This window comes from Rhizobium sp. WYJ-E13 (assembly GCF_018987265.1).
In the GTDB taxonomy this organism is placed as follows: Bacteria; Pseudomonadota; Alphaproteobacteria; order Rhizobiales; family Rhizobiaceae; genus Rhizobium.
In genome coordinates, this window is the sequence record NZ_CP076853.1 from 1,858,266 (window position 1) to 1,877,726 (window position 19,461).

General features: G+C 62.5%; 16 protein-coding genes. 8 read left to right on the plus strand and 8 right to left on the minus strand.

All coding sequences use genetic code 11. The annotated features are described in order from the left end of the window. Positions 1-71: 71 nt before the first annotated feature. Positions 72-1,235, minus strand: a complete 1,164-nt coding sequence (locus KQ933_RS09330; protein ID WP_216758503.1) for a M20 aminoacylase family protein — start codon at positions 1,233-1,235, stop codon at positions 72-74. Between the two features lie 340 nt (positions 1,236-1,575). On the opposite strand from KQ933_RS09330, the gene KQ933_RS09335 reads away from it, so the two are divergent. Further along, complete coding sequence (locus KQ933_RS09335; RefSeq protein ID WP_253958299.1) at positions 1,576-1,923, plus strand: hypothetical protein; 348 nt, start codon at positions 1,576-1,578, stop codon at positions 1,921-1,923. A 96-nt stretch (positions 1,924-2,019) separates the two neighbouring features. Here KQ933_RS09335 and KQ933_RS09340 read toward each other — a convergent pair whose 3' ends face one another. Next, a complete protein-coding gene (locus tag KQ933_RS09340; protein WP_216758505.1) occupies positions 2,020-2,595 on the minus strand; it encodes a DUF308 domain-containing protein in 576 nt (191 codons plus the stop codon). A 158-nt stretch (positions 2,596-2,753) separates the two neighbouring features. Between KQ933_RS09340 and KQ933_RS09345 the strand changes: the two genes are divergently transcribed. Next, a complete protein-coding gene (locus KQ933_RS09345) occupies positions 2,754-3,326 on the plus strand; it encodes a TetR/AcrR family transcriptional regulator (protein WP_216758506.1) in 573 nt (190 codons plus the stop codon). Positions 3,327-3,376: 50 nt separating this feature from the next. On the opposite strand, the gene KQ933_RS09350 is transcribed toward KQ933_RS09345, so the two are convergent. Further along, on the minus strand, positions 3,377-5,761 hold the full coding sequence (locus KQ933_RS09350; RefSeq protein ID WP_216758507.1) for an arylsulfatase: 2,385 nt from the start codon (positions 5,759-5,761) through the stop codon (positions 3,377-3,379). A gap of 418 nt (positions 5,762-6,179) precedes the next feature. Further along, positions 6,180-7,940, minus strand: a complete 1,761-nt coding sequence (locus KQ933_RS09355) for an adenylate/guanylate cyclase domain-containing protein (protein WP_216758508.1) — start codon at positions 7,938-7,940, stop codon at positions 6,180-6,182. A 224-nt stretch (positions 7,941-8,164) separates the two neighbouring features. On the opposite strand from KQ933_RS09355, the gene KQ933_RS09360 reads away from it, so the two are divergent. Together KQ933_RS09360 and KQ933_RS09365 are read left to right on the plus strand one after the other, a co-directional pair. Continuing rightward, the gene (locus KQ933_RS09360; RefSeq protein WP_216758509.1) at positions 8,165-8,575 is read left to right on the plus strand and encodes a hypothetical protein; all 411 of its coding nucleotides are present in this window, start codon (positions 8,165-8,167) and stop codon (positions 8,573-8,575) included. Between the two features lie 287 nt (positions 8,576-8,862). After that, on the plus strand, positions 8,863-10,683 hold the full coding sequence (locus KQ933_RS09365) for a heavy metal translocating P-type ATPase (RefSeq protein WP_253958324.1): 1,821 nt from the start codon (positions 8,863-8,865) through the stop codon (positions 10,681-10,683). Between the two features lie 10 nt (positions 10,684-10,693). Here the strand turns inward: KQ933_RS09365 and KQ933_RS09370 are convergent, their stop codons facing one another. Then, the gene (locus tag KQ933_RS09370) at positions 10,694-11,167 is read right to left on the minus strand and encodes a nucleoside deaminase (protein WP_216758511.1); all 474 of its coding nucleotides are present in this window, start codon (positions 11,165-11,167) and stop codon (positions 10,694-10,696) included. Between the two features lie 188 nt (positions 11,168-11,355). Next, positions 11,356-12,189: a universal stress protein gene (locus KQ933_RS09375; protein ID WP_216758512.1), complete on the minus strand. Its 834-nt coding sequence runs from the start codon at positions 12,187-12,189 to the stop codon at positions 11,356-11,358. Positions 12,190-12,587: 398 nt separating this feature from the next. Between KQ933_RS09375 and KQ933_RS09380 the strand changes: the two genes are divergently transcribed. From KQ933_RS09380 to fabI, 4 genes are read left to right on the plus strand one after another with little or no spacing between them, the layout of a single operon-like run. Next, positions 12,588-14,786, plus strand: a complete 2,199-nt coding sequence (locus KQ933_RS09380) for a DUF3141 domain-containing protein (RefSeq protein WP_253958325.1) — start codon at positions 12,588-12,590, stop codon at positions 14,784-14,786. 57 nt (positions 14,787-14,843) lie between these two features. Beyond that, positions 14,844-15,809 (plus strand): phosphate acetyltransferase, encoded by a 966-nt coding sequence (locus KQ933_RS09385; RefSeq protein WP_216758513.1) that lies wholly within the window; start codon positions 14,844-14,846, stop codon positions 15,807-15,809. 4 nt (positions 15,810-15,813) lie between these two features. Next, positions 15,814-16,986 carry an acetate/propionate family kinase gene (locus tag KQ933_RS09390; protein WP_216758514.1) on the plus strand — a complete coding sequence of 391 codons (1,173 nt, stop codon included), beginning with the start codon at positions 15,814-15,816 and terminating at the stop codon, positions 16,984-16,986. Between the two features lie 35 nt (positions 16,987-17,021). Further along, positions 17,022-17,804 (plus strand): enoyl-ACP reductase FabI, encoded by a 783-nt coding sequence (gene fabI, locus KQ933_RS09395; RefSeq protein ID WP_216758864.1) that lies wholly within the window; start codon positions 17,022-17,024, stop codon positions 17,802-17,804. 36 nt (positions 17,805-17,840) lie between these two features. Here fabI and KQ933_RS09400 read toward each other — a convergent pair whose 3' ends face one another. After that, positions 17,841-18,296, minus strand: a complete 456-nt coding sequence (locus KQ933_RS09400) for a hypothetical protein (protein WP_216758515.1) — start codon at positions 18,294-18,296, stop codon at positions 17,841-17,843. A gap of 29 nt (positions 18,297-18,325) precedes the next feature. Next, positions 18,326-19,162, minus strand: a complete 837-nt coding sequence (locus KQ933_RS09405; RefSeq protein ID WP_253958300.1) for an AraC family transcriptional regulator — start codon at positions 19,160-19,162, stop codon at positions 18,326-18,328. Positions 19,163-19,461: the final 299 nt, after the last annotated feature.

Here is a 19,461-nt window from a genome sequence, read left to right on the forward strand (position 1 = left end):
CCCAACCCTCCTCGCAAGGGGGAGGGGTTTGGGGCGCCGTCTTTCATCAGGACCGAACCAGCCGCAATCCCCTACCGTCCTCCAAGCTCCTGCCCGACCAGCGACAGCCAATAGCGCACCCCATGCGCAATCGCCTTGTCGTTGAAATCATAGGCCGGATGGTGCAGACCCGCGCTGTCCCCATTGCCGATCAGGATCATCGCGCCGGGGCGCTTTTCCAGCATGTAGGAGAAATCCTCCGCCCCCATCGACGGCTCGTAAGCCGCGTCCACCCGCCCCTCGCCCACAACCTTTGCAGCCGCCGCAACGATCGCCGACGTCCTGCCGGCATCGTTGACCGTGACCGGATAGCCCGGCCGCCAGTCGATCTCGGCTTCCGTCTCGAAGAGCTTCGCCGTGCCATGCACGATCTCGCGGAACCGCTGCTCGACGGCCTTCCGCGTTTCCGGCTGCATGGTGCGGATCGTTCCGCCGAGGCGCACGGAGGCGGGGATGACGTTCAGCGCCTTGTCGTTGCCGGCTTCCGAGAAGGTGACGGAGACGACGACCGGGTCGAAGGGATCGGTAAATCGCGAGGCGATCGATTGCAGCGCCGTGACCATATGGGCGCTGACGAGAAGCGGATCGCGCGTCATGTTCGGCGAGGCCGCATGCCCGCCCTTGCCGTTGATGGTGATGACGAAACGGTCGGCACCCGCCATGAAGGGGCCTGCGCGCGTGGCAAAGGAGCCGATCGCAAGGCCCGGCTCGTTATGCATGCCATAGACCTCGTCGATGCCGAAACGCTCCAGCAGCCCCTCCTCGATCATCACCCGCGCGCCGCCGCCGCCCTCCTCCGCCGGCTGGAAGATCAGCACGACCTTGCCGGAAAAATCCCTGTCTTCGACGAGGCACCTGGCGGTGGCAAGCAGCATGGCGGTGTGTCCGTCATGGCCGCAGGCATGCATGCGGTTGGCATTTTTCGAGGCATAGGGAAGATTGGTCTGCTCCGACATCGGCAGCGCATCCATGTCGCAGCGAAGCGCGATCGTCTTGCCGGGGCCTTTCTTGCCCTCGATGACGGCAACGACACCGGTCTTTGCAAGCCCTGTCGTGATGTCATCGCAGCCGAACTCGGCAAGCTTGCCCGCCACGAAAGCCGCCGTTTCCGGCAGGTCGAAGAGCAGCTCCGGATTCTGGTGGATATGACGGCGCCAGCCCTTGGCCTCCTCGGCGACGGCTTCGATAGTGCTCATGATGGTATCCTCGTGACGGTGCGGCCGCGGCGCGGGAAATGGCGGCCGAAGGTGGGGTGGTGTGAGACTAAGCGCAGAGGGCGGGTTTTGCCACCCCGGAAAGAAGCAGTTGCGATGACGGCCTCCGTCACCACCGGTTGATTGTGACCGATTCTGATTTCATAGTGCCGGCATGAAATCTGCAAAGATATTTTACAGCCATGAATTTCCCGAAACGCCGATCAGTGGATGGGCGGGCGCGCGATGGAATGGATGGGTGCGGGAAAACACACCGAGCGGACAGCCGATGAACCCCCGCCGTGTAGTCCACCCTTTCCTTTCGCAACGGAAAATCTGGTACTTGCTCGACGTGCATTTCAACGGGGTCGATCTGCTGTTCGCGACGCCTCTGGAACTGGATCAGTTCATCGCAGTCATGTCCCAGAAGATCCTGCCTTCGGGATGGGCTCTCGTGCCCGGTCGTCCTCTCGGTCGACCGAGCAATCATTGGCTGTCACGTCTGCCGAAGGAAGCCAAAAGCTGGAAATTCCGGCAGGCGATCTGCAAGTTCCTTCAGGAAGCAGACACCGTGAAGCGGTTCAGAAATCGCTATGCAAGCCAACCGGTGAAACTCCACTTCGATGGCGTCTACAACAACTATTACAATGCTCGCAGCTGGCCTGCCGACCGCCGGCTGAACGGCGGGTGAAATCAGGGCGCCGCCCGCGTCCGGATCGGAGGTAGGCATCCACCCGCTCGACAGCAGCCGCCTTCATGAGGAATGATCCCGCACGGCCGGCGCTTCTCACCCCTGCACAGCCGCTTTCCGATAGGCCGCAACCGTCATCCACACGGCCGACAGCAGGAAATAGAACGCGCCGAATCCCGCATAGGGCGCAATGTCGAGAATGCTGGGCGGCGTGGTTGCGAATGACTTGCCGATCATGAAGCCGCCGGCGAGCGTCGATTGCGCGCCGCTGAGGATCATCACCCATTGCGCGCCGTAGACGCGCCAGCGCCGCACCGCCGCCGAAAGCTGCAGCAGGCCGGAGAAGATCGCCCAGATGCCAAAGACCGCGAGAACGGCATAGGTGCTGTTGAGGACGGCAATGATGACGGCGAACGTGGTGATGGTGCTAACGGCGACGTTGAACGTCTGGGCCGGGTTCGCCTTCAGGCCACCATTCGAGCGGGCATCCACGAGGTTCGCCACCGCATCCCAGGCCGGATAGATGACGAGCAGCACCGAGGCGACCGCCGATTGGCTGCCGGACACCGTGGCCGACAGAACGGCAGCAATGATCCAGCCGATTGAGAACAGCGCACGGACGAAATAGTAGGATCGCAACCAGCTCGATTGCGGGGAAGATTGGTTCTGCATGACAAGCTCCTTGTTCTGTCTTCCTACTAGTAGGTAGGCAAACTTGGAGAGTCAACTGTTCAAACGCGCCTTCCCCTGCAGGGCGGAACACATGCTCGTGAGCGAGCCCTCGGCACCCGGACTTGACAGCCTCCCTACCAACAGGTAGGCCAAGCAGCATGGAACAGACGACCTCGGAAAGAATACTGGACGTGGCGCAGTCTCTCGTCGTGGCGGGAGGCTATAACGGCTTCAGCTATGCCGATATTTCCGATGCGATCGGCATCCGCAAGGCGAGCATCCACCACCATTTCCCCACCAAGGCCGAACTGGTGCAGGTGCTGGTCGATCGCTATACGCAGCGCGCCGAATCCGGGCTTAACTCGCTGCGCGAACACGTCCCCGGTCCTGCCGAGCAGCTGCAGGCCTATCTGAACTACTGGCAGAAATGCATTCTCGATGCATCAGAGCCTTTCTGCGTCTGCGCCATGCTCGCCTGCGAAATGCAGATGCTGCCAGACACTGTGGCGTCGCATGTGCGACGGCATTTCGAGAACCTGGCCGCCTGGCTGGCATCGGTGCTGAAAGCCGGCGCGGAGCAGAAGCTCTTCCGCCTGAATGGATCCCCCGAGGAGGAAGCCCAGATCCTGATGGCGTCAGTTCACGGCGCCATGCTGTCCGCCCGCGCGCTCAGCCAGCCCAGCCTGTTTGCCGCGATCGTCGGCCCGCAGATCGCCAGACTCAAGGCGTAGAAGCACTCAAGGCATAGAAGCGGCGGCTGTCCTGGCGGCTCGTATCCGCATCAGTTCAATTGCACCGTCAGCTTATCGATCGTCCCGGTAAAGGCGAACGGCGCCTGATAGTCCTTGTCTTCAACCGGGGTGCGCGTATCGCTGCCGACGTCGAAGGTCTCGTCCCACGGCATCAGGAACGGAATGGTGTGCGGCACCTGCCGCGTGGCGACCTGGTTCCCGTCCACGGTCAGCACGCCGGTTCCGCCCTTGCCCATGCCGGGTCCGTCAGACTTGAAATCAAAGACGATCGTGTGCTTGCCGGGCTTGAGCGCATCGGGGCCCTCCCAGCGGAAACGGTCCAGTCCAAGCAGGTTGTAGACGAATACCGGCTTGTCCTTCAGTACATACAGTCCGTACCCACCGAACCGTCCCCCTTCGGTGACCAGCATCCCATCCGCGCCCGATTGCAGGATCTCGATATCGGCAGTGATCGTGTACGACTTGTTCACGATGCTTGGCGCATTGCCGGTCGGCAGGCCGGAGATAGCGCCGGTATAGATGAATGTCGTCCGGCCCGCAGTGGTGCTCGGCCGCGGCGTAACGGTACGCCCCAGCACGTCATTGTCCAGTGGGAAGACGTTGTATTTGGCCGCCTCCGCGAGGAACATATCCTGCATTTCGCGCAGCTTGTCGGGGCTGGTCGCTGCCAGGTCGTTGGCCTGCGAGTAATCGTCGTTGAGATTGTACAACTCCCATTTGTAGCCGTTCACCACATCCGGCATCTTGCCGAGCCCCATCAGCCACGGTGCGGCCGGCGGCGTCGTCGAGGCGATCCAGCCGTCATGGTAGATGGCGCGGTTGCCGAACATCTCGAAATACTGCGTGTGGCGCGTCGAGGGCGCGTCGGCATTCGCCTTGTCCCAACTATAGGCCATGCTGACGCCTTCGATCGGCTTCTGCGCCACACCATTGACCATCGCGGGTGCCGCGATCCGCGTCGCCTCGAGTATGGTCGGGACGATGTCGATCATGTGATGGAACTGGGTGCGGATGCCGCCCGCATCCTTGATGCGGGCCGGCCATGCCATGGCCATGCCCTGACGCGTGCCGCCGAAATGCGAGGCGACCTGCTTGGTCCATTTGAATGGCGTATCGAACGCCCAGGACCAGGCAACGGACATGTGGGGATAGGTCCTGTCCGATCCCCATGCATCATAGAACTTGAGCTGGTCCGCGACCGGAACGTTGATGCCCTGGATGGATAGGAGCTCGCTGGGCGTGCCGAGAGTGGACCCCTCGGCACTCGTTCCGTTGTCGCCTTCGATATAGATGACGAGCGTGTTGTCGAGTTTGCCGAGGTCGTCGACCGCTTGAATGACACGGCCGATCTCATTGTCTGAATAGGCGACGTAAGCGGCGAAGACTTCGGCCTGGCGCGCAAACAGCCTCTTGCTGTCGGCATCCAGCGTATCCCATTTCGGCAGGTCGTCCGGCCATGCCGTCAGCTGCGCGTTCTGCGGAATGACCCCGAGGCGCTTCTGGTTGGCAAAGATCTGGTCGCGCATGGCGTTCCAGCCCATGTCGAACTTGCCCTTGAACTTGTCGATCCATTCCAGGGTCGGGTGATGCGGCGCATGCGTTGCGCCCGGCGCGTAATAGACGAAGAACGGCTTGTCCGGCGCAGCCGCATCGAGCTGCCGGATGTGATCGATCGCCTTGTCGGCCTCGTCGGTAATCAGATTGTATTTGGGGTTGCCGACCCAGGGAAAGACCTGGGTGTGATCCTCGAACAGATAGGGCTGCCACTGGTTGGTGTCGCCGCCCATGAAACCATAGAAATAATCGAAACCCATGCCGGAGGGCCACTGATCGAACGGGCCGGCCGAGCTGTACTGGAAGGTCGGCGTATTGTGTTCCTTGCCGAACCAGGACGTGGCGTAGCCGTTCTGCTTCAGGATTTCGGCAACCGTGGCGTTGTCGATGCCGATGATGGAATCGTATCCCGGATAGCCGGTCGCCTGCTCGGAAACCACGCCGTAGCCAACCGAGTGATGATTGCGCCCGGTGATCAGCGCCGCCCGCGTCGGCGAACAGAGTGCGGTCGAGTGAAACTGCGTGTAACGCAGACCCGCCTGCGCCACGCGGTCGAGAGCGGGCGTGGGAATGACGCCTCCAAACGTGCCCGCGACACCGTAGCCCGCGTCATCGGTGATGATCAGCAGGATATTCGGTGCGCCCTTCGGGGGCACCACCTGCGGCGGCCAATACGGTTTGGAATCTCTTGCGCTCAGGCCGATCTCGCCGCCAAACGGCGCCGGCGGATTGGGAAGATATCGCCCGTCGAGGGTCGTCGTGGCATCCGGCGCACCCGGTGTGCCGGTGATCTGTTGCGCGTTCGCGTAGGAGACCGCAAGGGTCAGAAGGCTCGATGTTACCGCAAGCAATAGCTTCATTTTGGTTCCCCCTGGTTTTGCCGCGCTGGTGGAATCGCAGACGATCGCGATGTCACCCGCGATGCCGAAGCCGCCCGAATGATGATTGCATTCCGCGATCCGCGCAGCGCGCGTCGGCGAACTGAGCGATGTCGAGGTGAAATACGAAATCAGGCCGAGGAGACTGCCTTTCGCGCAAGATCGGCCGCGCCGATGCCGGCACTGAGCCGATGGCGATAAAATGCATACATGCAGGCAGACTGCGAACGATCGTCATCTCGGCAGCTCCCCCTCACGCAACCGAATAGCCGTCGTATTAGGCATATCTAAATTAACACTGGAGAGAACGCCAGTCGAGCATCGAATATTCGCCGCCAGTGCCCGCAACAAATCTCTTGAAGACGCCCCCGGCAGTCGAGCCGATGCTCTGGCCGGATCATCATCTCAGCGAGAGTGATTTCTTCCGGGCTGCGGCCTTGCGCGGCGTCAACGGCAGGCCGGCATCGCAATTGCGCATGACCAGCGTTTCGGTGACGGATTCGTCCGCATAGGTCTCCTGCATTCGGATATAGACCGCCGACAGGCTCGGATCGAGGGAAAGTGCCTGCCGAACCAAGAGTTCCGCCTTTCCGGCGTCACCGCAAGCCATGCTGGCGGCAACCTGATAGAGCGACTTGCGCCTGGTCTGAAAGGGCAGCGTCAGGGCGACGCGCATCATGTTTTCGAAACGGCCGAGCGCGTAGAGGGCCGCCACCCGCTCTTCGGTGATCCAGACCGGCAGGAAGGGATCGAGCGTTTCCGCACGATCGAGCATGTCGAGGGCATGCTCAGCCTCCCCCGCATAAACATAGAAGGCCGCGCTGCGGCCAAGAATATAGGCGTCGTTCGGCGCGAGCTCGTGGGCACGAATGTGATGGTAACGCGCCGAAACGAAGTCGCCCGATTTCATCTTGATCGCGCCCATGATGCGATGGGCTTCCGGGTCGGACGGGTCGAGGGCGAGTGCATGTGCCACCTGCTGTTCGGCCCTACTCATGTCAAAGCTTGGCAGGTTGCTCCATGAGCAGACATGCATGGCGAAGGGACGGCCGAAACCCGGGTCGGCCGCCATTGCCCGCTCGAACCAGGCCATGGCCTCGTGTATGTGAATATCCGACACGCCGATCAGGCGGTGATGGTCGAGACCCCGCAGATAATACTCATAGGCCGTCATATTCTCCGGGCGCTTCAGCCGTACTGCCGCAAGTTCCGACTGCTCGATCCGTCCGGACACCGTTGCTGCAACACGCGCGATGATCTCGTCCAGCACATCGAGCAATTCGCCAAACGGACGCTTGATGCGATCCGACCAGATGACGAGCCCCTCGCAGGTCTCGGTCAGCGCGATATTGACCCTCAGGTCGTCGCCCACCTGCCGGATCGAGCCGCTGATGACGTAGCCGACACCGAGAAGGCGGCCGATCTCGACCGGGTCCTTCGTCGTCAGCGCGGTCGCCGCCGAGCGCGAACTGACGAACAGCCCCCTCAGGCGGCTGAGTTCGAGCGTCAGGTCGTCGGTAATGCCTTCCGCCAGGAAACATTGATCTGCGACAGCGCCCGGCGCCACGTCGAATCGCGCCACTGCGATCGAATTGGTTCGGGGAGATTGCGCGGCACCGGGGGCGGATCGCGTCGGGGCGAACTGAAAGACGTGACGGTCCACCAGTTCGGTGACCCGGTAAATCCGGATCGGCTCGACAATTCCCTTCAGCCGCCGTTCGCCGATATCTTCGAATCCGCAGGGCGAGACCCGCCGGACCTGGTCGTAAAGCAGGCCTGAAACCTCGATTGCGCCAGGTGGCGCAGACGCCTCGATGCGCGCGGCGATATTCACCCCGTCACCGCGCAGGTCCGAGCCTACGACGACGACATCAGCGAGATGCAGGCCGAACCGCATGTCGCCGCCGCTCGATCCGGGAAGGGCAGCGATCTCGGCGCGCGCCTCGATGGCGGACCTCAACGCATTGACAGGGCTGGCGAATTCGGCAAGCAAGGCATCGCCCGCCGCGCCGAAGACACGGCCGTCATGGCGCTGGACGACCGTGCGAACGGTCTCGAGAACAGAGTCGATCCGGCTGATCGCCCCTTCCTCGTCCGTTTCCATCGCGGGGGTGGAGCCAACGAAATCCCCGACCATGATCGTGGCCAGCTTGCGCTGCATTCTCGATCCCTCCTCGCAACAGAAGCACGTGATGAGCAATGTAGCACATTCGCGGGGCTGGATGTTTTGCGATCGGCGATGCTGGCGAGGCGGAGGCAGGCGGGCGATGCCCCGGTCGTCGTCGGCCCGCATGTCAGGGGAATTCGGCATGTCAGGGGAATTTGACCTGGAGCAATGACGACGGCGGAGATGGTGCGACGATATCTCCATTTGGAGGTACAGACATGACGATCGCTTCATCGCTACAGCAATGCTCCGCCAGCATCATCAGCGGATTTCACACGCTGACGGAAAGGCACCGCCGTCGGAGCGAATTATGGGCATTACCGCCGGCAGAACGCCAGCGTGTCGCCGACGAACTCCGTCTGACGACAAGCCAGTTGGAAAGGCTGGTTGCAGCCGGCCCGAAGGCATCCGTTGAAATGGAGAGGCTGATGGCCGCCCTCGGCATCGAAACTTTGAAGGTCGAGGCTGACTTCCCCTACCTGATGAACGACTTTCAAGCGACCTGCGCGCAATGCAATGCGAAAAGGGCTTGCCGCCAGGCGCTCGCCGACGGCAATGCGCCGGAGCGGATACAAGCCTTCTGTCCGAATGCCGACGAATTGTTCGCTCTCGCCGAGCGTCTGGCGTAGATCTCGAAACAATGCGGATCTGCCGAGAGTTCACCGCCGCGCGTCAGTGAACCGAAGCACCAGAACACCCTACCCCGCTCCTGAAGAGCCGGCCCGGCTTCGAAGAGCTCTAGGAGAAATCCAGTGACTGTGCCAAATTCCCGCACGCATAACGGGCGCCGGGCGACGAGTTCGAACGTCGGCGCTTGCGCACCCGAATGGAAAATGGGAGGCGTGCGGCCATGAGTGTTCTGGAAGAGCCGAAGGTTGAGCCTCCAATTCGCGGTTTCGGCGAATTGCGCGCATGGATGCCAGGCATCGGCCTGCGGTCGACGATCATGGCGGCGGCAGCGGTGCTGGGTCTGGTGGGCGCCTTCGTCCTCTTCCTGCTGGACTTCGGTGAAGCAAGCCGGCTGGCCCTTGCGGCAAGCACCGCTGCCGCCCTTGCCTTCCTGCTGATCGACATCGTTGCCAAGCTTAGAAACGGCGATTTCGGTCTCGACCTGATCGCCGCCCTCGCCATGGGCTCGACTCTCTGGTTCGGCGAATATCTGGCCGGAGCGATCGTTGCCCTCATGTATGCCGGCGGCCAGTTTCTGGAAGCCTATGCGCATCGGCGTGCCGACGAAGGCATGTCGGCCCTCCTGGCACAGGTGCCGCGAACCGCACTTCGCCTGCGCGAAGACGGCCTGGAGGAAGTCCCCATTCCCGACATTGCGGTCGGCGATATCCTGATGATCCGCAGGGGCGATGTCATCCCGGCGGACGGCACGCTGATATCGGACATTGCATCGATCGATCAATCCGTCCTGACGGGCGAAGCCTTCCCGGTTCGCCTCTCGAGCGGCGAGCGGATCGAAAGCGGCGCCACCAATGCCGGGGACGCGATCGAGATCAGGGTGGAACGCCGTGCCGAGGACAGCACCTATTCCGCCATCGTCAAACTGGTCGAGGCATCCCGGCGTTCCAAGGCGCGGATAGCGCGGCTCGCCGATCGGTATTCGATCGGCTTTCTTCTTCTGACGCTGGCAATCGCGCTCGGCGCCACCATCCTGTCCGGTGACATGGCGCGGATCGTCGCGGTTCTCGTCGTCGCAACCCCCTGCCCGCTGATCCTCGCCGTTCCCGTGGCGCTAGCGGCCGGAACCTCGAAGGCTGCAAAGGCGGGCGTGCTGGTGAAGGGTGCAGGTCCGCTGGAGATCCTGGCGGACGCCTCTGTCGCGGTCTTCGACAAGACCGGCACGCTGACCGCTGGCGATCCCGAGGTCGTCTCGATCGACGGCCCTGAAAGCCCTGACAGAGTCTTGCACCTCGCCGCCTCGCTCGACCAGGCATCGTCGCATGTCGTCGGCCGGGCGATCGTCAAGGAGGCCCAGAGACGTCGGCTGGTGCTGTCACGCCCGACTGACGTATCGGAGCGTCCCGGCGCCGGCATTTCCGGGCTTGTCGACGGTATCAGGGTGAGCGTCGGCGGCGACAATTACTTCACGCCGGATGGCAAGCCATCGCGCCCCACGGAGGGGAAAGGCAGGATGCAGGCAAAGGTCTTCATCGATGGCCGGATTGCAGGTGAAATCGGCTTCGAGGATCGCCTGCGCGGCGATGCCGTCGACCTCGTCAAAAAGCTTCGCAAACTGGGTTTCGGCCGGATCGTGCTTGCGACCGGCGACGAGCGCAGCGTCGCGACCGCCATTGCCGGCTCCCTGTCGCTGGATGCCGTCGAGGCCCGGCTCTCTCCCGCCGAGAAGGTCGAGGTCATCACCAGGGAACGCATGGCCGGTAAACGCATGGGGGGAAAGGTTCTGATGGTCGGCGACGGCGTCAACGATGCTCCCGCACTCGCAGCCGCCGATGTCGGCATTGCCGTCGGCGCCACCAATCTTGCGGCAGCAGCCGAAGCCGCCGACATCGTCCTCATCCGCAACGATCTGAACAGGATCGCTTCGGCCATCGAAATAGCAAGACGCTCCCGCGCCATCGCCGTCCAGAGCATTTTCGCCGGCATCGGCCTCTCGCTCGTCGCCATGATCTTCGCCGGCGCGGGCTTCCTGCCGCCGGTCACGGGCGCCATGCTGCAGGAAGTGATCGATGTGGCCGTGATCCTGAATGCGCTGCGGGCGCTGCGCTAGGCAACGAGCCTCAGGCTTTGCCCAGATGCTTCGGCCAGAATTCCTGATGGACTGCGGCAGCTTCCTCTTCGAGGTTCGTCGGTCCCTCAACGGTGACAATGCGCGCGCCGGTCTGCAGCACCGCCCGGCTCGGCACATTCAACCCGATCCCGGCAATCTCGCCAAGCCGCACCTCCGAGCACGCAAACACCATCCGCCCGATGCCCGACCAGTAGATCGCCCCGGAGCACATCGCGCACGGCTCCGTGCTGGTGTAGAGCGTGCAGTCGGCAAGATAGGCAGTGTTGTAGTGCTTTGCCGCAAGCTTAATGAGGTTCATCTCGGCATGGTTCGTCATGTCGTGGCCGGTGAAGACGCTGTTTTCGGCGCGCAGGACGATCTCGCCGTCCTTCACCAACACCGACCCAAACGGCTCGTCGCCGTTTTCCATCGCAGATTTCGAGAGCGCGATCGCCTCGCGTAAAAACGGCTCGTGTTTTTCCATCAGAGTCTCCCCAAGCTCACAGCTGGAGCGAACTGATTTTGTCTTGAATCGGAGCGATTTCCAAGGGCTGCAGATCAGATTCAAGATCAGCGATCCGTATCGCCGCAGGTAGAAGCGAACGACGTCGCCGTCACCTGTGTCCCATCGGGATCGCAGATGGCGGCGACGATATCTAGTCGGCCTCTCGTTCAGTGGACGAGGAACAGCGGCAGCTTGCAATCCTCGATCATCCTGCGGGTCACGCCGCCGAACAGGCTCTGCTGCCATCTCGGGTGGTTGTAGGCCCCCATGGCGATCAAGTTCGCGCCCATGTCCACCGCATGCCGGGTAATGATCTCGTCGGCGTTCTTGCCCTCGCTCGAAAGGCGATCGATCTGGACTTTGACGCCATGGCGGGCAAGGAAGGCTGCGATATCGGCGCCCGGCTCTTCGCCGTTCACGCCCATGCGGGCCAAAGGGTCGACCATCGTCACATGAACGATTTCGGCTCTCTCCAGGAAATCGAGCGACTGGCGGGCGGCCCGCGCTGCCTCGTTGCTGGAATCCCATGCCAGCACCACGGCTCTGGGCGACGTAGTGATTGCGTGCCGTCCGCGGTTGATCAGGATCGGCGTCGGCGCCTGGAAAAGCGCGCCATCGAAGATCCGCTTTCTGAGGTCGGCATCCTCAGCCACATCAGATCCCAAGAGCACGATGTCGGCATAAAGCGCACGCTGGGCGACATCCTGGTCGGCCCATGCAAATTCCGTATAGAGATCCTGGACCTCGAACGAGAGGCCGCTGGTTGAAAGCGTCTCCTTGATTTTCGCAGCCGTCGAGGCGAGCTCGTCGATTTCCCGCTGCCTCTCATCCAGCCAGGCGGTCGAGATCGCATTATATTCCCCGAACGACGGGGTCGCCCCGATGGAGACGGCAAGCGCGGTCAGATGTGCCCCATAGGTGGCGCAAAAGCTCGTCGCACTTTTCAGATCCTGCTCGTATTTGTTGCCCTTGAGGATGCTCAGAACTGTCGTAATGGCCATGATGGCTGCCTCCGTGAATGCATGTCACGAAGCTAACAATCCGGCCCGGTGCGGTCTTTGACATTAGTCAACACGGTCCCGCAGCAGGCTCGGCGAATGGCGCCTGCTGCCGATATGGATGACGGTCGAAGGGCGAGCCGAAGACGGCCCGTAAACTACCGTAAAATACGTTGCACCGGGAGGCACTCCAACTATGCTGCAGGTGCTAACAAGACTCCCGTGGCCGGCAGCGTCGCCTGAGCACGGAATGCGCACGAGGATCGAGATTATTATCTTCCAGCATTAGGTCTTTGAACTCCCGCCGAGAGCGGTCAGCCAGGAGGTTTGACATGTTTGGCATGTGGTATCCTTCCAATCTCTCGAAGTTTGACCTTGCGACCCAGTTCGGCCCGGCCGGCATGGCCTTCGATTATGTCCGAGACGCCACCCAGCGCAGTATTCTCTACTGGGACGTGATGCGACAGCGCGGCAATCAATATCGGCTCAGTTCCGAAGCCACGGCACCCCATGTGCTGAGCTTCACGCCCGAAGTGCTGATTGACGGACGTATGCTGGAGCGGCCCGTCAACTACGCGCTGGTGCGTATCGTCCCGCCCGAGGGCGTCGAGATCGACGAGACCCGCCGGCCCTTCGTGGTGGTCGATCCGCGCGCCGGCCACGGGCCTGGCATCGGCGGTTTCAAGGCCGACAGCGAAATCGGCGTGGCGCTGGCCGCCGGCCACCCCTGCTATTTCATCGGCTTCCTTCCGGAGCCGGTCAAAGGCCAGACGATTGAGGACATCGCGCTTGCCGAAGCGATCTTTCTGGAAAAGGTCATTGCCTTGCATCCGGACGCCGATGCAAAGCCCTGCGTGATCGGCAACTGCCAGGCCGGCTGGGCCGTGATGATGCTGGCCGCCCTGCGGCCCGAGCTTTTCGGTTCGATCATCATCGCCGGCTCCCCTCTGTCCTACTGGGCCGGAAAGCGCGGCGAATATCCGATGCGCTATACGGGCGGGCTTCTTGGAGGCACATGGCTGACGGCCCTTGCCGGCGATCTCGGCCATGGGAAGTTCGACGGCGCCTGGCTGGTGCAGAATTTCGAGAACCAGAACCCCGCCAATACGCTCTGGACCAAGCAATACAACCTCTACTCCAAGATCGACACCGAGGCGCCGCGCTATCTCGGCTTCGAACAATGGTGGGGCAACCACGTCAACCTGAACGCAGAGGAAATCCAGTTCATCGTCGACGAACTCTTCGTCGGCAACAATCTCGCCGCCGGTCGTATAGAGACCTCGAAGGGAGAAGCCATCGATCTCAGGAACATCCGCGCGCCTGTTGTCGTCTTCTGCTCCAAGGGCGACAACATCACCCCGCCCGCCCAGGCGCTCGGCTGGATCACCGACCTCTATGACAGCGTCAACGAAATCCGCTCGCACGGACAGACGATCGTCTACACCGTGCATGAGAAGGTCGGCCATCTCGGCATCTTCGTTTCCGCCGGCGTCGCCCGCAAGGAACACGGGGAATTCTCCAGCAATATCGACCTGATCGACGCGCTGCCGCCCGGCCTCTACGAGGCGATCTTCGAAGCCAAGACCGATGCGACCGTTGGCGGCGATCTCGTCGAGGGCGACTGGATCATGCGCTGCGAGGAACGCACGCTCGACGATATCCGCGCCCTCGGCTGCAACAATGCCGCCGATGACAGGCGCTTTGCGACGGCAGCCAAGGTCTCGGAAATCAACCTGTCGCTCTACCGCACCTTCGTGCAGCCCTGGCTGCGCGCGATGGTGCCGGAACAGGCAGCCGAAGAAATGCGTAGGCTCCACCCGCTGCGGCTGCAATACGAGCTGTTTTCCGACCTCAATCCTCTGATGGCGCCGATTGCCGACCTCGCCGTCGAAGTGGCGGAGGAGCGCCATCCCGCGGCCGAAAACAATCCGTTCGTTGCATTGGAGCAGATCGCCTCGCGCCAGATCGTGGCCAGCCTCGACGCATGGCGCGATGCAATCGAGGCCATGAGCGAGGCGACCTTCCTCGCTGTCTACGGATCGCCGTTCCTGCAGGCCGCCGTCGGCATCGATCCGGCGAGCGACAAGCCGCACCGGCGCGCAAGCAAGACCGCATTGCATGCGCAGGCGCTGAAAGCCAGGATCGAGGAGCTGAGGGCCGCGATGAACGAAGGCGGCCTGCACGAAGGCATGGCCCGCAGCCTGCTCTATGTCGCCATGGCCAGTGGCGCAGCCGATGAGCGCGGCTTTGCCGCCATCCGCCGCATGCGCCGCTCCGAAGACGGCATGCCGAAAGTGACGCTTGCCGAATTCAAGGCGTTGATCCGCGTCCAGTTCCTCATGCTCGTCATCGATGAACAGGCGGCTGTCGATGCGATCCCGCATCTCCTGCCGGCAGATGAGGAAGAGCGCCGTCGTGCGCTGTCGGCGCTGCGAGGGGTGGTGAGCGCCCGCGGCGCCCTTTCCGGCAAGGCTGAGGAACGCTGGCAGAAGATCGTCGACCTCTTCAACGTCTCCGAAGCGCCGCTCACAGAACCGGTAGCGCCGGGAAGCCCAAGCGCCAGTGCCAGGCAGATCAGGACCATCAGACGCGTGAAATAGCCTGCCATATCGCCTGATGCGGAGCATTGGAGCGCATCGTTCAGAGGGAGAAAGCACATGCCGGATTCGGAAAACCCTGGCGAGGCCAGGCGGCACGAGAAATATGACCGGCTGATTGCCAAGGCGAGGCAAGCGCCGCAGATGACAACTGTCGTCGCCCATCCCTGCGACGAATCCTCGCTGCGCGGAGCGGTCGAAGCCGCCGAAGACGGGCTCATGCGTCCGGTCCTCGTAGGCCCGGCGGAGAAGGTCAGAACGGTGGCAAAAACGCATGCCATCGATATCTCGCCCTTCGAGCTGATCGATGCGCCGCATAGCGACGCGGCGGCTGCCAAGGCCGTCGAACTCGTCCGCGAAGGCCGTGCAGAACTGCTGATGAAGGGCAGCCTGCACACGGATGAACTGATGCGGGCAGTAACGTCATCGACGACGGGACTGCGGACAGCGCGTCGCATCAGCCATGTCTTCGTCATGGACGTGCCGCACCATGCCGAAACACTCTTCATCACCGACGCGGCCATCAACATCGCCCCTGATCTCGATGCCAAGCGCGACATCATCCAAAACGCCATCGATCTCTACACGGCGATCGGCCTCGGCACGCCGCGCGTGGCGATCCTTTCGGCGGTCGAGACCGTCACGTTGAAGATCCCCTCGACCATCGATGCGGCCGCGCTCTGCAAGATGGCTGAGCGCGGACAGATAACAGGCGGCATCCTCGATGGGCCGCTCGCCTTCGATAATGCGATCGATCCCGAAGCGGCACGAATCAAGGGCATCAAGTCCGAGGTCGCCGGCCGGGCGCAGATCCTCGTCGTTCCCAATCTGGAGGCCGGCAACATGCTGGCGAAGAACCTGACCTTCCTGGCGCGAGCGGATGCGGCGGGCCTCGTGCTGGGCGCGCGGGTGCCGATTATCCTGACGTCGCGCGCCGACAGCGTGCGGGCGCGCCTCGCCTCCTGCGCCGTCGGCGTGCTCTTTGCCGAAGCGCGCCTGCGTGCGGCGCCGATACAGGGCGCTTGATGCCATGGACACGCTTCTCGTCGTCAATGCCGGTTCTTCCAGCCTCAAATTCGAGGTCTTCGCCGCGGCGGGCTCGCTTGCCCGGCAGGTAAAGGGAAAGATGGAGGGCATCGGCACCGCACCCCGCCTGACCATCAGGAACGCCGGCGGCGAAAAGCTCGCCGACGCGGACTATCCCGGCGATGCCGTCCCGGATCTGCCGGCGGCCATGCGCCTGGTCGGGCAATGGCTGCGGGAACGGCACGAGGGGCGGCTGGTCGCCGTCGGTCACCGGATCGTCCACGGAGGTCCCGACCACAGGCACCCGGTGCGTATCGACGAGAATCTGCTGCGCGATCTGGAGCGCTACACGCCGCTTGCACCGCTGCATCAGCCGAACAACCTGGCACCCATTCGGGTATTGCTGGACAGCCAGCCCCAGCTCGCCCAGGTCGCCTGTTTCGACACGGCCTTTCACCGCGGCCGTGATCCGATGACCGAGCACTACGCCATTCCCGCCCATTACTTCGCCGAGGGCGTGCGGCGCTATGGCTTTCACGGCCTGTCCTACGAATATGTTGCCGGCAGGCTCGCCGAGATCGCACCTGTTATCGGCCGCGGCCGGCTCATCGTCGCCCATCTTGGAAGCGGCGCCTCGCTCTGCGCGATCCATGAGGGCAAAAGTGTCGAGAGCACATTAGGTTTCACCGCCCTCGACGGCCTGCCCATGGGCACGCGATGCGGGCAGATTGATCCCGGCGTGCTTCTCTATCTGCTCCAGGAAGGCGGCATGAGCCCGATGCAATTGCAGGATCTGCTCTACAAGGAGTCCGGTCTCAAGGGCCTGTCAGGCATCAGCAACGATGTGCGCGATCTGCTGTCGAGCGACGAGCCCGCAGCCGGTCTCGCACTCGATCATTTCGTCCATCGCATCGGCCTCAATGCCGGCATGCTTGCTGCGGCCCTCGGCGGTGTCGACGCCTTCGTCTTCACCGCAGGCGTCGGTGAAAACTCGCCGATCATGCGCGAGCGCATAGTCCGCAAGCTTGGCTGGCTGGGTGCGACGCTTCATGCGGGGGCCAACGATGCCGGCGAGCTGCTCATATCCGCCGACGACAGCAGGATCGCCCTCTACGTCGTGCCGACGGACGAGGAACTGATGATCGCACGTCATACTTTTGCACTTGTTGCCGCCTGACCGGCAGACCTTTCAACCAACGAGAGGGGCAGATGATGATCCCGGACGTGAAGGCCAAACTTCTCGAGGGCAAGCGTGGCCTCGTAGTGGGCATCGCCAACGACCAGTCGATCGCCTGGGGCTGCGCAAAGGCATTCCGCGCGTTTGGCGCCGAACTCGCGGTAACCTACCTCAACGACAAGGCGAAGCCCCATGTCGAGCCGCTGGCGGACGCATTGGAAGCGCCGATTTTCCTGCCGCTCGATGTGTCGGTGCCTGGGCAGCTGGAGGCGGTGTTCGACAATATCAGCGCATATTGGGGCGAGCTGGACTTCGTTGTCCATTCCATCGCCTTCTCGCCGAAAGATGCGCTGCACGGCCGCGTCGTCGATGTGCCGCGCGAGGGTTTCCTGAAGACGATGGACATATCCTGCTGGTCTTTCATCCGGATGGCCCATCTTGCCGAACCGCTGATGAAACGCGGCGGCACGCTTTTCACCATGACCTATTACGGCAGCCAGATGGTGGTGAAGAACTATAATGTGATGGGCCTCGCAAAGGCCGCACTCGAAAGCGCCGTGCGCTACATCGCCGCCGAACTCGGGCCGAAGGGCATCCGGGTCCACGCCATCTCCCCCGGCCCGCTGGCGACACGCGCGGCATCCGGCATTCCCGAATTCGACGAGCTCCTGAACAAGGCCGAGGAAACGGCCCCCACGCGCAGCCTCGTCTCGATCGACGATGTCGGCATGGCGACCGCCTTCCTGGCGCATGACGCGGCACGGCTGATGACAGGCGATACGATCTATATCGACGGCGGTTATCACATCATCGATTAGGTCACCCCGACGGGCGGCGACCTTGCCGGTGGTAATCTAGCAGCTCGGGCGCACCTGCGCGGACGTATCCGCTCCAGGAAGGCCCGCCGACGCGCCGGTGCCCGTCATGCCGTTGCAGTCAGGTGTTCCCCTGCCCATCCCATTGCCGGTGCCGGACGGGCCGCGCACTGCCGGATTCGTCGTATCGGGATTGGGCACGGTGCTGTTGGTATTGGTGTTGTCAATGCCGTTTGCGTTCGGCAACAACGTATTTCCGGTGCCCGTGCCTGTCCCGACGCTGCCGGAGGAGCCGGAGCCGGTCATACCGCCTCCGGAAGCGCCACCCACGCCACCTGTACTGCCGCCTACCCCGCCTGCGCCACCGCCGACGCCCGAAGACTGCGCCATCGCAGAGGTGGCCAGCCCGATGGAAAGGATGGATACCGTGATGAGCTTCTGAAGCATGAAAACCTCCATGGTGCTTGATGGGTCATCAGGCACAACTTGCGGCATGCCGCGAGGTTCCGCTCATCACGGAAGTTTCAGCCCGCCAGGGGAAGGACGATGTCGAGATTCTGTATCCGACCGGCATGGTCCCATGGCGGCGAATTGTAGAATTCATATCCGCCATTGCCGTCGGGCAGGAACATTTCGCCGGATGCTGCGAGCCAATCGACGCTGACGAATTCGTAAGCCCGGAATATGTCGGCGTAGGCGCCTGTATGGTTCATCGAAACATAGCGGCCCGCCCGAAACTGCAGCGGCGAAAGAGCGGCATCGTCGATGCGAAAGCCCTGATCCACGACAGCACAGTCGTAGCGGACGAGTTCTCCCGGCGTGATCAGCGGCGTGTCGAGGATGATGCCGACCGGCCGCGCTTCTTCAAGCGGAAAGCCGATCCGCTCCAGATAGCCGGCAAACTTCCGCCAGTTTTCCTCGAACGAGGCGTAGGATCCGTAGAACCGCATGGCCAGAAGCCTGATTTCCGGACGCTGGCCGACTTTCACGCACGCCAGGTCCGCCTTCTCCGGTCTCGGCCGGGCCGGCAGCACCTTCTGGGCCGCGACGCGGTAATCCGAAGGCGTCAATCCGAATTGCCTTTGGAACGCGCGGATGAAGGCCTCATGGCTGGCATAGCCGGCATTGAACGCGATGTGCGTGATCGGCTGGCCGCTCATTTGCAGGTTCATCGCCGCGCGGTCGAGCCGTGTGCGGCGCATGTAGGCGCTCGGCGATTCCCCCATGACCTCCTGGAACTGCCGCTGGAAATGAAAGGGGCTGAGCCCGAGATGAGCCGCGATGTCCTGCAAGGTCGTCGACGCGGCGGGAGTACGCTCGATCATGCGCACGGCGCGCGCAATCCGCGGGTGGTCGAGCATTCGCGGAGGCGGAGCCTTCCGCAACGAGGACGCATTGTAACCCGCCGGGGGCGGATCGTAAGCCGGCTCCCGATCGGCATTTTCGAAATCATCGTTCATTGAAAACAGCAAAGACTACAGTTGGATAAGGGACTTCAACTTAGCCTCACCGCAAGTTTTATCAAGTCAGCGGACGCGCCTTCCGTGTAGAGAAGCGCATTCCTGTGCGATATTTTTAAACCGCTGCGAGTTTTTTCATGACATTCTCCCTGTCCGGCCGTCCGACCCCAACCTTTCGACGGCTGTCTGAGACGCCGGAA

Excerpts from the sequence above, each read along its gene's own strand:
- KQ933_RS09330 (WP_216758503.1), bottom strand. The coding sequence starts at position 1,235 with ATGAGCACTATCGAAGCCGTCGCCGAGGAGGCCAAGGGCTGGCGCCGT.
- KQ933_RS09340 (WP_216758505.1), bottom strand. The coding sequence starts at position 2,595 with ATGCAGAACCAATCTTCCCCGCAATCGAGCTGGTTGCGATCCTACTAT.
- KQ933_RS09345 (WP_216758506.1), top strand. The coding sequence starts at position 2,754 with ATGGAACAGACGACCTCGGAAAGAATACTGGACGTGGCGCAGTCTCTC.
- KQ933_RS09350 (WP_216758507.1), bottom strand. The coding sequence starts at position 5,761 with ATGAAGCTATTGCTTGCGGTAACATCGAGCCTTCTGACCCTTGCGGTC.
- KQ933_RS09355 (WP_216758508.1), bottom strand. The coding sequence starts at position 7,940 with ATGCAGCGCAAGCTGGCCACGATCATGGTCGGGGATTTCGTTGGCTCC.
- KQ933_RS09360 (WP_216758509.1), top strand. The coding sequence starts at position 8,165 with ATGACGATCGCTTCATCGCTACAGCAATGCTCCGCCAGCATCATCAGC.
- KQ933_RS09365 (WP_253958324.1), top strand. The coding sequence starts at position 8,863 with ATGCCAGGCATCGGCCTGCGGTCGACGATCATGGCGGCGGCAGCGGTG.
- KQ933_RS09370 (WP_216758511.1), bottom strand. The coding sequence starts at position 11,167 with ATGGAAAAACACGAGCCGTTTTTACGCGAGGCGATCGCGCTCTCGAAA.
- KQ933_RS09375 (WP_216758512.1), bottom strand. The coding sequence starts at position 12,189 with ATGGCCATTACGACAGTTCTGAGCATCCTCAAGGGCAACAAATACGAG.
- KQ933_RS09380 (WP_253958325.1), top strand. The coding sequence starts at position 12,588 with ATGGCCTTCGATTATGTCCGAGACGCCACCCAGCGCAGTATTCTCTAC.
- KQ933_RS09385 (WP_216758513.1), top strand. The coding sequence starts at position 14,844 with ATGCCGGATTCGGAAAACCCTGGCGAGGCCAGGCGGCACGAGAAATAT.
- KQ933_RS09390 (WP_216758514.1), top strand. The coding sequence starts at position 15,814 with ATGGACACGCTTCTCGTCGTCAATGCCGGTTCTTCCAGCCTCAAATTC.
- fabI (WP_216758864.1), top strand. The coding sequence starts at position 17,022 with ATGATCCCGGACGTGAAGGCCAAACTTCTCGAGGGCAAGCGTGGCCTC.
- KQ933_RS09400 (WP_216758515.1), bottom strand. The coding sequence starts at position 18,296 with ATGCCGCAAGTTGTGCCTGATGACCCATCAAGCACCATGGAGGTTTTC.
- KQ933_RS09405 (WP_253958300.1), bottom strand. The coding sequence starts at position 19,162 with ATGCTCGACCACCCGCGGATTGCGCGCGCCGTGCGCATGATCGAGCGT.